Below are 11,255 nucleotides of genomic sequence, written 5' to 3'. Positions count from 1 at the left end.
AGCGGTTTACCGAGATGGCGCGGGGTGGAGCAGCCCGGTAGCTCGTCAGGCTCATAACCTGAAGGCCGCAGGTTCAAATCCTGCCCCCGCAACCAAATCAAACAAAAAGCCCGCGAGACCGAAAGGTCCGCGGGCTTTTTGGCGTTCTGGGACCAACTCCAAAGCGATGATCAGGCGGAAGGTATCGCCGGAACGGCAACCGGTTCAGCGTCCATTTTGACAAAACGAGAGCGGTATCTCGCCGAACTCGGTTGCAAAATTGTGACCGCTGCGATGATAGGCTTTCGATCATCGTCGCAACGAACTGGGTGTATTTTACTACTCAAGATATGTTACAGCGCCCAACGCCAGTGAGTGCGCTTAAAAAAACCGTATGTTGTCAACGGTTTGCCGGGACTGGTCCGATCGGATTAATCCCCATTTTCTCATGACATGATGCATGTTCGGGCATAGTATGCTGACCTTAGAGGTTGCAAACATCCTGGGGGTCGGCTCGTGTCCATCAGTTCAGGAACGCTGCGCCGCAAAGGGCGCAATGCACCCACCGGTATCGTCGTCGAACCGCATACTCTCGCCCGCACTGCCATTGTCACGCTGCTGGAGCGCGAACTGGCGGGGTGGACCTTCATCGACATGATCTCGACCGCGAGCCTGGACAGGGCACTCGGTATGGACATCCGTCTGATTACGCTGGATCTGGCGGGGAGGGACGTCGGAAGCAGCAGTCTGCGTTCCGATCTTGCGGCCATCTCCGAGCGTTTCTCCGATGCGCCGATCGCCTTGCTGTCGGATACGGACGATATCTCGATGGCAACGCAGGCGCTGCAGATGGGCATCCGCGGCTTCTTCACAACGTCGCTGCCAATCGAAATCGCTCTTGCGGGCCTCAGGTTGGTGCTGGCGGGCGGTGTGTTCTGTCCGCATCCGCTGGGGACCTTTGGCGATGGGACAGCGCTGCATTTGAGGCCTGAAGAGGCTGACCCCGCCAGGCGGCCGCGCCGCGACGATCTCCTTCATGCCGACTTCACGCCGCGGGAAACCGATGTTCTGGCTGAGTTGCAATGCGGCTCGTCCAACAAGGTTATCGCCGGCAAGCTGAACCTCTCGGGGCATACCGTGAAGATGCACCTCCAGCACATCATGCGGAAGCTGCAGGTTCAGAACCGCACGGAGGTCGTTGCCCGACTGGGCGGCAGGGCATCGCCGCGCAACGGATTGGCGATACCATAGTCGCTATCGTTATTTCGAGGCTTTCGCTAGCATCTCGCTCAGTGTCGCGGCCGTCAACATGGCTTCGGCCAGCAGTTTTTTCAGCTTCTGGTTTTCCAGCTCCAGCGCGCGTATGCGCCCAACGTCGAAGCCGACGGTTCGAAGCTGTGAGGATTGCCAGCGGTAGAAGGTCGGCTCGCTGATGCCATGGCGGTGGCAAACTTCCGCTACCGTCGCGCCGGTCCGATGTTCCCTCAGAATACCCATGATTTCGTCGTCGTCGAATTTTCGTTTGCCCATTATCGTATCCTTCGGCCGGATCAGGGGTGCCCGCGAGCCAAGAGTGGGGTGCGTCGGCAACAACGGAGCCGCACCTTCATTTGCACCGTGCACGGAGCCACCGGCCAAGGCTGTGTCAGTCCTCACGAAATGCTCTGTTGAAACTGTCAAGCAGTGGTCTCAATGCATAGAGCGCCACGCTGTTCGTACCCGTTTCGATCAGGGTTTGGGCCGGCATGCCCGCGACCAACTCGACCTCGCTCATCGTGGCCAATCGTTCATCAACGACATGGATCGTCGCGGCGTAGTAGGATTGGCCGGTCTGCTTGTCGACCAGACGGTCCGCCGAGACATATTCGACCTGACCTTTCAGCAGCGGGACCCGACGCTGGTTGTAGGGGAGCAGATGCACCTGCGCCGTGAGGCCGGGATGCACGAGATTGATGTCCTCTGGCCGGACGCGGGCGGTGACGATCAGGCGGCCTTTGCGTGGAACGAGATCGACAAGCGGTTCACCGGCGCCGATAACGCCGCCGGTTGTATGGACCCGCAAGTCCATGATCACGCCGTCCTCAGGCGCCCTGATCGCAGTTCGCGCAAGCTGGTCGTCGATCGCACGCAGCCTTTCGCTCAGTTGCAGGATCTGCGTTTCCGTTTCGCGCATGGTTTGCGCCACCTCGTTCAGGCGATCGCTTCGAAGCTTGACGAGATAGGCCTGGGCTTCGCTGATCACTTGATAGGCACGGGAGATCTGGGCGGCGCTTTCGCCGACCCGCCCGCTGATATCGGCCTTTTCCCGTTGCAGATTGAGGACACGGCTCTTCTTTTCCAGCCCCTTCTTGGTCAACGTCGTGACGCTCTCCAACTCCTGTCTGGAGATTTCGACACGTTCGCTCAGAGCCGCCTTCTGTGCGGTGAGACCGGCGACCTCCTGCTGCACCTGTTTCATCTTTTCTTCAGTGATCGCAATTTCGGCGCGCATGACCTGGCGGCGGGTTTCGAAAATCCGCTGCTGACCGGTGACGATCGCGTTGATCGCGGGATTGTCGACCATGGCGGCCAGCATTTCGGGCGGGTAGGTTATGCTGTCGGCATCGTCCTGCTCGGCAAGCAAACGCGCATGCCTTGCCTCCGCATCCCAGAGCTGCCCCTTCAGGCTGTCCCGCTCCGAGCGGAATTTGGTGTCGTCCAGGTCGATCAGGATCTGGCCGGAGGTAACGGTATCTCCGTTCTTGATGCGGATCTGCCTGATGATGCCGCCTTCGAGATGTTGGATGGTTTTGCGGCTGGATTCCGGTTCGACGACCCCCGAGGCGACTGCCGCGCTGGTAAGCGGTGCCAATGCCGACCAGGTGCCGAGGCCGACGACGAAAAAGCCGATGAGCAGATTGCCGGTCCTGGCGACGGAGCGAAGCCGCGACATCGGCGAGGCGGCGGCGAGTTCGATCGGCACGAGGCCGTCGGTCGGCGCATAGGTAAGCAATTTGCCGATTTGACCTTGCGCCTTTGCCAGATGATTGGCCGCGCTGCTTGCAACAGCGGATCGTGATGGAGGCCGGTCGATCTGTGCGGGGAGCATTGTGCGATCCCCCTCCTATGTTCCGGTCCGCGCCGGCGGTTGAAGATGAGTCTCAAAAATCTGTTCGCTGTCGCCGAAGGCGTCGACCGTGCCGTTGCGCAGGATGGCGATCTTGTTGGTGACAGGCAGAATTCCCATGCGATGGGTGATGACGACGACGATCATGCCGCGCGACCTCATCCGCGATATGGCGGTGAACAGCTTGCGCTCGCCGTCGTAGTCGAGGCTCGAATTGGGATCATCGAGCACCACCAGCGACGGATTGCCGTAGGCGGCGCGTGCCAAACCAAGCTGCTGGCGCTGCGCCCGCAGGAGCAGGCCGCCGCCTTCGCCGATATCGGTGTCGTAGCCCTTGGGCAGTCGCATGATCGTTTCATGCAAGCCGACGAGCTTGGCCGCCTCGATCGCCTTGCCGGGGTTGGATCCGTCCAGCCGGCCAATGACATCCTTGACGGCGCCGCCGAAGAGCTCGATGTCCTGCGGCAGGTAACCGACATGGCGCGTGCCCGCGCAAAGCCGCAGGGCGGAGATATCGACGCCGCCGAGAAGTGCACATCCGCTCGTGGCCGGCTCGACGCCTGCCATGATCCGGCCGAGCGTCGACTTTCCCGATCCCGATGGTCCGATCAGGGCGACGCAGTCGCCCGGCGCCAGGCGCAGGGTTACGCCCCGCAATATCTGGCGATCGGCATAGGGCAGGGTGTAGCCGACACTGTCGAGGATAAGGCCGCTCGGTTCCGGCACGGGAACCATGCGCGCGTCGCTGTCAGCGGCGACCGCAATCAGCATCTGATTGAGCCGTTCGAAGGCGCTGCGGGCAAAAGCAAAGGAGCGCCAGGCACCGATCGCCCCTTCGACCGGGGCAAGGCCGCGGCCGAGCAGCAGGCTGGCAACGAAGATGATGCCCGGACTGCTGTTTTCCTCGAGCACCAGCCAGGTGGCAGCACCCATCATCAGGATCTGCGTGAGCGTACGCACGGATTTTGACAGGCCAAGAATGATCTCGGTGCGCTGCATCGCGGCATCCTGTGCCTTCCTGGCCGCTTCGGCGTCGCGGTAGACGATCTGCGCGGCGCCGTCCTGCATGCCCATCGCACGGATAACCTGGATGTATTTGAGCGCGGTCGCAAAGCGCACGTAGCTGCGCGCAAGGGCGCGGTTGGCGTGGGTGAGCGGACGTCGGGTCGCCAGTTCGGTGAGGACGGCCAGGAGCAGCAGCGAGACGGCGCTCAGCACGCCGATCACGCCGAGCAGCGGATGGACGAGAAACAGCAGCAGCAGGAACACGGGCGCCCAGGGAACGTCGAAGAGCAGCGAACTTGCCGGCGAATCCAGAAACTGCCTGAGCGTCGACAGGTCCTTGTAGCAATCGGTCGCAACTGCGGTGCTGGTACGGGCGCCATATTCGAAGGAGGCCGTGAGAACCACCGGGCGCAACCGGTGATCAAGCCAACTGCCGATGCGCGACAGGGCGGCGCGGCGAACGATATCCAGGAGCGATCCGACCACCACGGCGACCGCAACGATCAGCGTCAGCATCACCAGCGTATCGGCGCTGCGGCTCGACAGCACGCGATCGTAGATCTGCAGCAGATAGATGGAGGGGGTGAGCAGAAAGAGATTGTAGCCGCAGCTATAGAGGAAGACCAGGCCAAAGGCGCTGGCGCAGGCCCTGAGGGCCATGACCAGATGCGTTGGTTCGCGCGGCGTGGGTGTCGAATTGGCTGTCATTATCAGATCTCGGTGCAATCGATTCTGACAAGGCAAGGGCTTGGCAAGACGCATGCAAGGATGAGGATCGTCGGCCGAAACCGGCGATCCTCATGAAAAATTCACGAACCGATGTCGTTGAGGTCGATCGATCCGAATGCGTTGATGAAATGGTCGAGCGCGTTCGAGACCGATGTGGTTTCGGTCGTGGTGTCTATGTCCGTTGACGTGTTGGTTTCCGTGAACGGATTGGTGTGAACCAAGGCCGAGGAGATATCGCCGCCCTGTGCAAGGTTGCCATTGCCGCCATTGCCGCCGACGCCGGCGAGAATGGTTGCATGCTGGTCGGCCAGGAACTGGGTGTTCTGCGTTGCCGTTGTGTCTGCAGCAACCGCTGCAACATTGCCACCGCTGGTGTTGCCTTGATCGCCATTGGAATAGGCGTCGCCGCCGGCGCCGCCCGAGCCGTTGTTGGTCAGCACGGCCAACAGGCCGTCCCGTGCCTGGGCAAGTCCACCGTCGCCGCCGTCACCGGTTCCCCATCCGGCGTCCTGCCAGACATGATCGCCGTTGTAGAGCTTGGTGTAGGCACCTTCTACCGTTTGTGAATTGGCGACATAGGCGACCGGATTGTAGTGAATATCACCATAGTTGAAGCCGTCGCCGCCGTTGCCGGCGCTTGCATCGCCAGCATTGGAGTCGGTGAGGTTGATCGTGTCAGATGCTTGCGGAATAGGCATAGCGTTGCTCCTCTAAGTATCGTGACCCCCGTGTTCTCTTAAGCGGTTCGGTGCCAGCGATACCGTTTGGCAGACGGGGTAACCGCGATTGAATGGTGAGCGCTATCGAGCGTGCGAACTAGCTGGATATTCGGTGACGTCCCTTTGGGCGGGGTATGGGGCGCTGGCTTGCCATGCGGGAGTGCGTGGTATCGGCGACAGACAAACGCACCCGACTGCGGGTGCGTTTTGACATTCGTGCCGGGTCAGGTTCGAAACGGACTGTGCGAGCTGTCCGACTTCAGATTCCATCGACAAGGCTGAGGATATCGTCCACGAGCGCCGAATGGGCATCCGACAGATTGCCCTCACCGCCAAGACCACCGACGCCAGCCATCTGTAGCGCGTGCTGGTCGAAGAGCACGTGATCAAGCTGCTGGGCATCGGCCGTGCCACCGGCCGGTACCGCAATGTTGATCGGGTGGAAATAACCAATGCTGACATCGACCATGCTGCCGTTCGAGTAACCGGACCCACCACCGCCAGCCATCTGGTCGCCGGTGAAGATCGTGTCGGACGACAGGTTGAAGCCACCGCCGGCACCGCCGATACCGGCGATCTGCACGCCGCCCTGATCGAAGATGGCGTTGTTGGTCTGGTGAGCCGAGGCGGCTCCGCCGGCCGCACCGATGGCGATGTTGATCGGCGAAAACACCGCCACGTTCACATCGATCATGCTGCCGATGAAGGTGCCGTCACCGCCGTGTCCGGCGAAGTTGTCGCCGGTGAAGGTGATGGATGTCCCATGGTTGGCGGATGTGCCGCCGCCGGCAATGTTGTGGTCGCCGCCCGATCCGCCGATGCCGCCGATCTGGGTGGCGCCTTGCAGCATTGCCGCGTTGTTGGCCTGATTGGCCGTCGCCGTCGATCCCGGCCCTGCCGCAACGGCGGTATTCACCGGGGCAAATACCCCCACATCCGTGCTGACCAGGCTGCCGATGAAGGTGCCGTGGCCACCGCCGCCGGCATTGCCGCCGCCGCTGCCCGCAAGATTGCCGCTGCCGCCGTCGCCTCCCATGCCGGCCATTTCGGTGGCGTGCTGGTTGATCAGGGCGTCATTGCCCTGCTGCGCATCCGCGGCCGAATGCGGGCCGGTGATAGCAGCGTTGGAGGGCATGAAAACGGCGAGCGTATTGCTGTCGAGGGTACCGATGCTGGTTCCATTACCCCCGGCACCGGCCGAATTGTGGTCCGGATCCGGAACGAGATCGAGGGGAAGCCAGGTGGGGACCAACGCGAGATGCCCGCCGGCAGCGGTCGCGACCGTGTTCTGATTGGTGTTCGCATTCGGCGCCGCTTCCGACAAGGGACGATTTTCCGTCATTGCCGTTTCTCCAATCCACGGTTCAGCCCAGGCCCTGCGATATCGCGCAGGACATGGGTCCGCATTAAACCGCTATTCTGAAGCCAGATGCTGGAAAAGAAGAGCCTGCAATTCGTCTACATCCAATTGGGCAGGACCCGGCCGTTTGGGCGTAGGGCGGCAGGCTCGTTGCGCCAACTTGGCACAACCTATGGTGTGTACCGTCGTGTGGTCATCATTTGTGCATTGAAAAAGAGAGAGCGTATGCAATAGTGTCAACCAACACTTGCGGCGGCCGATGCGCTGCCAACATATGAGACCAGCAGACAGGCAGATAGAAACCCACGCACCAGCAGGCAAGACAGGTGACGCAACAGTGCGTCCGAACGGGGAGGGGAAATGGCAGTGAAGAGTGTCATCCGTTTGCATCGATCGATCTGCTTCCTGGCGACTGCGTGTTTGTTGATACCGGAGCCCTACACTTACAACTTTAGCGCCTTTGCGCAGGAGCAGGCGGCCACCGATCCTTCGGCTGCCCAGCAGGCCGACGCGGACACGCCGGAGCCGCTCAGCGAAGAAGAGCTCGAAATCCTTGTCGCCCGCATCGCGCTTTATCCAGACGAACTGGTCGCGCTCATCGCGTCGGCTTCGCTCTTTCCGCTGCAGATCGTCGAAGCTGAGCGTTATCTTGATAACCTCAAGAAGAACAAGGACCTGAAGCCCAAGGACACGTGGGATGGCAGCGTCATTTCACTTCTGAACTATCCCGATATCGTCAAGATGATGAGCGAGGATATCGATTGGACGCAGTCCCTTTCCGATGCAATGGCCTACCAGCAAAAGGATGTGCTGATCGCCATTCAGCAGCTGCGCGACAAGGCGGTCGCTTCAGGCGTGCTCAAGACCGACGACAAGATGAAGGTCGTTCAGGAGAACGACAACGTCATCATTCAGGCGGCCAATCCGGAAAAGATCTATGTGCCGCAATACGAGCCGGAGATGCTCTACGCGCCAAACTATGCGCCCCAACCGTTGTCCTACTATCCCGAGCCCTATCCGAACTACTACTATCCAACGGCGACGTTCTTTGCCGGTGTGGTCACCGGCGCGGTGTTCGGTGCGATGGTCGATTGGGACGACTGGGGTGTTTGGGGTGGGCGCTACAATGGCGACATCGACGTCGACTGCAACAAGTGCTTCAACAACGTCGATATCAACGGCAAGGTCAAGTTCAACGACATCGACTGGAAGAATGTCGACCGCAGCAAGATCAATATCGACAAGGACCAGTTCGCCAAGTTCGACCGTTCGAACATGAAGAACAGCATCGAAGCCAACGGCAATAACAACATCCGCGACAAGGCCAAGATCACCAGAAGCGATGCGAGTGCCAACCTGCGCCAGAAGGTAGACACGGGCTCCTTCAAGGATCTGAAGGATGTTCGCAGCAACAAGATCGATGGTGCGAAGAACCGGCCGGCTAATGCAAGGCCGAACGCTGGATCCGCGGCGGCGCAGCGGCCCGGGAACATCTCGAAACCCGGCGGCGGTTCCGGCGGCAAGGCCAACCGACCGGCGAGCAAGCCGCGTCCGGCAGGAAAAGCCGACAATCGTCCGCGCAAGCCATCAGGTCTGGGCGAAGTGCGGCCGGGCAAGGTGACGCAAGTGCAATCGCGGCGCGGCGGCCAGGCGATGGGTGGCGGCGCCCGCAGTGGGGGCGTGCCGCATCGGTCCGTTGGACACGGCGGCGGCGGTGGGGCTCGCCATGGTGGTGGCGGTGGACGCGGTGGTGGCGGACGTCGTGGTTGAGCGCGAGAAACGGGAGGGTATGGTCATGACCAGGTATCATCGTCAGAGCATGATTTTCCGTTCGGGTGTCGGGCTGCTGCTGCTCGGCCTGTCGGGCTACGCCGGAGCGACGTTGGCGGCAGAGAGCCAGCCGGCCGAACTTGCAGACTATATCTCGCAGACCGATCCTCCCACCTTCGACGATTCGGACAAGGCGGCTTCAGCCTTCAAGGATGCAATGAGTTCGAGCGATTTCGGCAAACTTGCCGCGCTGCTGGGCCTTGATGCCGAAAAGCTGAAAACAGGCGAAGGTGTGATGAACACCTACGAACAGATCAAGGCGGGTGCCGCCAAAAAGGTGATCCTGACCGACGCGGGCGAAAACAAGATTGTCGAGATCGGCGATCAGCTCTGGCCCTTGCCCTTCCCGATCGTCAAGGGGGAAGACGGCAAGTGGGCGTTCGACACCTATGCCGGGATCGAAGAGATCATCAATCGCCGCGTTGGTGAGAATGAGCTTGAGGCGATCAACACGGCGCGAGCCTATGTGGACGCGCAGGAAGAATATACTCAAGAAGATCACGACGGCGATGGCGTGTTCGAATATGCCCAGAAGCTGATTTCGAGCGAAGGCAAGACCGATGGCCTCTACTGGCCGGCAGAGCAGGGGGATGGTGACAGCCCTGCAGGCGATCTTTCGCAGGCTCAATTGGACAAGGCCAAGGCCGACGAAGGCTATTATGGCTACCGCTTCAAGATCCTGACGCGGCAGGGCGGAAACATCGCCGGCGGCTCCTACGATTATGTCATCAACGGCAACATGATCGCAGGGTTTGGGCTGGTGGCCTGGCCGGTGAAATACGGTGAGACCGGCGTTCATACCTTTGTCGTCAACCGGAACGGCATCGTCTATCAGGCGGATCTCGGCGCGGACACCGCTGCGATGGCGCGCGATATCAAGCAGTTCAATCCCAACGACAACTGGACCATCACCGAGGATTGAGCGCCATTGAGTATTGAAGAAAAGGTTCGCAAGAGCGCCGAACAGGGAACGGCAACATCGCCGCGCCGCGATCTTTCGCCGGGCGAGTATCTCGCCGCGCATGGCGGGCCGTTTTTCGAATTGCAACGCCGGCTCGGGTTACTACGCGAACATGCGCTGAAGACCGGAAGGCGCGCGCTGTTGTTCGTAGCGCTTGCCTGGTTGGTGCCGTTGCTGCTTGGGCTGCCGCGCAGCTTTCTTTCCGTCGACGCGCCAGGCTCCTATCTCGGTGATCTGGGCGTCTGGGGCCGGTTTGCCATCGGCGTCGGCGCGTTTGTGCTGGCCGAACAGCAGGTCGAGCGCGGATTGCACATCAAGCTCGGGCAGTTCCTGAAGGCGCCGATCGTCGCGCCGGGCTCGGTGCAGGCATTTGGCGACGTCGTGACGGTTGCGCTTGCCCGCCGCGGCTAGCGGAGGCGGTCTGTCTTGGCTTGGCGCTTCTTGCCGCCATCTTTGCCTACCTCAACATGCGCACGTCGGGTGTCGCATCCTGGGCGGTCGACGTCTCCGCGGAGGGGCGGCGGATCACGGCGGCCGGCTGGTGGACGATCGTCGTCAGCCAGCCGCTGTTCGTGTTCCTGTTGCTGCGCGGGCTGTGGCGACACCTCGTCTGGGCGCAGCTTCTGCGCCGGATCGCTCGACTGGAACTTCGGCTTGTCGCGACGCATCCAGACGGCAATGGCGGGCTCTCTTTTCTTGCGAGCTATCCCAACGCCTATGTTCTCTTCATCTTCGGTATCAGTGCCGCGATAGGTGCTGCGATCGCCAAGCATCTGCTGCAGGAAAGCCTGACAACCACCACCTTCAGCACGATCGCAACCGGCTGGCTGGTGATCGTGCTGGCGCTCTTTGCCTACCCGCTGTCGGCTTTCTCGAAGCCGCTTGGACAGTTGAAGGAGCGCAGCCTGTTGATGCTGGGGACGCAGGCGACCCGCTATCACCGCTCAAACGAGCGGAAGATACTGGGCACCAATGTGGTGGCGGCAAGCACCGACGAGGTTCAGCAGCAGGCCGATGACATCGCCGACCCGACGAAACAGTTTGAAACGACGCGCAAGCTGTCGGCGATGCTGTTGAGCCGCACGGCAGTCGTGCCGGTGGCGGCAGCTGCCCTCCTGCCGATCGCCGCTGCCGGCGTCACCATTCTTCCCTATAAGGAAGTGTTCTCCGTCCTCAAGAAGTTGCTGTTGCTCTGAGCGGTGCAAACTTCCCGGTCATGGCGCGGCACCAAAGAAGGTGAGGCGGCTGAAGAGCACGTAGTGCGATTCCGATACCATCAGCGCGACGAAGACCAGTACCAGAAGCGGCGGCAGCAGGATCGCGTAGATCAACGCCAGACGTTCCCAGGCCATATGCATGAAGACGGCAACGATGAGCCCCGCCTTGAGCATCATGAAGATGAGGATCAGCGACCATCTGAGATAGCCCTGCAGGCCGACGTAATCGACCAGGTAAGAGAAGGTGCTGAGCACGAAAAGTAGGCCCCAGACCAGCAGATAGAGACCGATCGGGTGCTGTTGGTGCTCTTTGACCGCGATATGTGCCGGTGCGTCAGTCATGGCTGTT

The 11,255-nt window shown here is 61.0% G+C and carries 11 protein-coding genes and 1 tRNA gene; 6 read left to right on the top strand and 6 right to left on the bottom strand.

What is annotated here, in order from left to right:
• The first annotated feature begins 18 nt into the window (after positions 1-18).
• Both ASD02_RS11580 and ASD02_RS11575 read left to right on the top strand, forming a co-directional pair.
• Positions 19-95, top strand: a tRNA-Met gene (locus ASD02_RS11580).
• A gap of 400 nt (positions 96-495) precedes the next feature.
• Entirely contained in the window at positions 496-1,230 is a 735-nt protein-coding gene (locus ASD02_RS11575; RefSeq protein ID WP_025428209.1) for a response regulator transcription factor, read from the top strand.
• Between the two features lie 9 nt (positions 1,231-1,239).
• Here ASD02_RS11575 and ASD02_RS11570 read toward each other — a convergent pair whose 3' ends face one another.
• The 5 genes from ASD02_RS11570 to ASD02_RS11550 all read right to left on the bottom strand — a co-directional run bounded on the left by ASD02_RS11570 (position 1,240) and on the right by ASD02_RS11550 (position 6,880).
• Positions 1,240-1,617, bottom strand: a complete 378-nt coding sequence (locus tag ASD02_RS11570; RefSeq protein WP_128090485.1) for a transposase — start codon at positions 1,615-1,617, stop codon at positions 1,240-1,242.
• Positions 1,618-1,624: 7 nt separating this feature from the next.
• Entirely contained in the window at positions 1,625-3,067 is a 1,443-nt protein-coding gene (locus ASD02_RS11565) for an HlyD family type I secretion periplasmic adaptor subunit (RefSeq protein ID WP_025428207.1), read from the bottom strand.
• A gap of 15 nt (positions 3,068-3,082) precedes the next feature.
• Positions 3,083-4,798 (bottom strand): type I secretion system permease/ATPase, encoded by a 1,716-nt coding sequence (locus tag ASD02_RS11560; RefSeq protein ID WP_025428206.1) that lies wholly within the window; start codon positions 4,796-4,798, stop codon positions 3,083-3,085.
• A 101-nt stretch (positions 4,799-4,899) separates the two neighbouring features.
• A complete protein-coding gene (locus tag ASD02_RS11555) occupies positions 4,900-5,517 on the bottom strand; it encodes a hypothetical protein (RefSeq protein ID WP_025428205.1) in 618 nt (205 codons plus the stop codon).
• Positions 5,518-5,797: 280 nt separating this feature from the next.
• Positions 5,798-6,880 (bottom strand): hypothetical protein, encoded by a 1,083-nt coding sequence (locus ASD02_RS11550; protein ID WP_025428204.1) that lies wholly within the window; start codon positions 6,878-6,880, stop codon positions 5,798-5,800.
• 378 nt (positions 6,881-7,258) lie between these two features.
• On the opposite strand from ASD02_RS11550, the gene ASD02_RS11545 reads away from it, so the two are divergent.
• Genes ASD02_RS11545 through ASD02_RS11530 form a run of 4 tightly spaced genes read left to right on the top strand, consistent with a single transcriptional unit; the run spans position 7,259 to position 10,885 of the window.
• Positions 7,259-8,668 carry a DUF3300 domain-containing protein gene (locus ASD02_RS11545; RefSeq protein ID WP_025428203.1) on the top strand — a complete coding sequence of 470 codons (1,410 nt, stop codon included), beginning with the start codon at positions 7,259-7,261 and terminating at the stop codon, positions 8,666-8,668.
• Between the two features lie 49 nt (positions 8,669-8,717).
• On the top strand, positions 8,718-9,650 hold the full coding sequence (locus tag ASD02_RS11540) for a DUF2950 domain-containing protein (RefSeq protein ID WP_225906282.1): 933 nt from the start codon (positions 8,718-8,720) through the stop codon (positions 9,648-9,650).
• A gap of 6 nt (positions 9,651-9,656) precedes the next feature.
• The gene (locus tag ASD02_RS11535) at positions 9,657-10,100 is read left to right on the top strand and encodes a hypothetical protein (protein ID WP_057220863.1); all 444 of its coding nucleotides are present in this window, start codon (positions 9,657-9,659) and stop codon (positions 10,098-10,100) included.
• 20 nt (positions 10,101-10,120) lie between these two features.
• Positions 10,121-10,885, top strand: a complete 765-nt coding sequence (locus tag ASD02_RS11530) for a hypothetical protein (RefSeq protein ID WP_057220862.1) — start codon at positions 10,121-10,123, stop codon at positions 10,883-10,885.
• An 18-nt stretch (positions 10,886-10,903) separates the two neighbouring features.
• Here the strand turns inward: ASD02_RS11530 and ASD02_RS11525 are convergent, their stop codons facing one another.
• Positions 10,904-11,248 (bottom strand): cytochrome C oxidase subunit IV family protein, encoded by a 345-nt coding sequence (locus ASD02_RS11525; protein WP_025428200.1) that lies wholly within the window; start codon positions 11,246-11,248, stop codon positions 10,904-10,906.
• Positions 11,249-11,255 lie beyond the last annotated feature (7 nt).

The organism is Ensifer sp. Root1252 (assembly GCF_001425885.1).
Classification (GTDB): domain Bacteria; phylum Pseudomonadota; class Alphaproteobacteria; order Rhizobiales; family Rhizobiaceae; genus Ensifer; species Ensifer canadensis.
Note: the sequence above shows the minus strand (reverse complement) of the source record. Positions and strands in the feature narration are given on the sequence as shown.

Excerpts from the sequence above, each read along its gene's own strand:
- ASD02_RS11565 (WP_025428207.1), bottom strand. The coding sequence starts at position 3,067 with ATGCTCCCCGCACAGATCGACCGGCCTCCATCACGATCCGCTGTTGCA.
- ASD02_RS11550 (WP_025428204.1), bottom strand. The coding sequence starts at position 6,880 with ATGACGGAAAATCGTCCCTTGTCGGAAGCGGCGCCGAATGCGAACACC.
- ASD02_RS11525 (WP_025428200.1), bottom strand. The coding sequence starts at position 11,248 with ATGACTGACGCACCGGCACATATCGCGGTCAAAGAGCACCAACAGCAC.
- ASD02_RS11555 (WP_025428205.1), bottom strand. The coding sequence starts at position 5,517 with ATGCCTATTCCGCAAGCATCTGACACGATCAACCTCACCGACTCCAAT.
- ASD02_RS11540 (WP_225906282.1), top strand. The coding sequence starts at position 8,718 with ATGATTTTCCGTTCGGGTGTCGGGCTGCTGCTGCTCGGCCTGTCGGGC.
- ASD02_RS11545 (WP_025428203.1), top strand. The coding sequence starts at position 7,259 with ATGGCAGTGAAGAGTGTCATCCGTTTGCATCGATCGATCTGCTTCCTG.
- ASD02_RS11560 (WP_025428206.1), bottom strand. The coding sequence starts at position 4,798 with ATGACAGCCAATTCGACACCCACGCCGCGCGAACCAACGCATCTGGTC.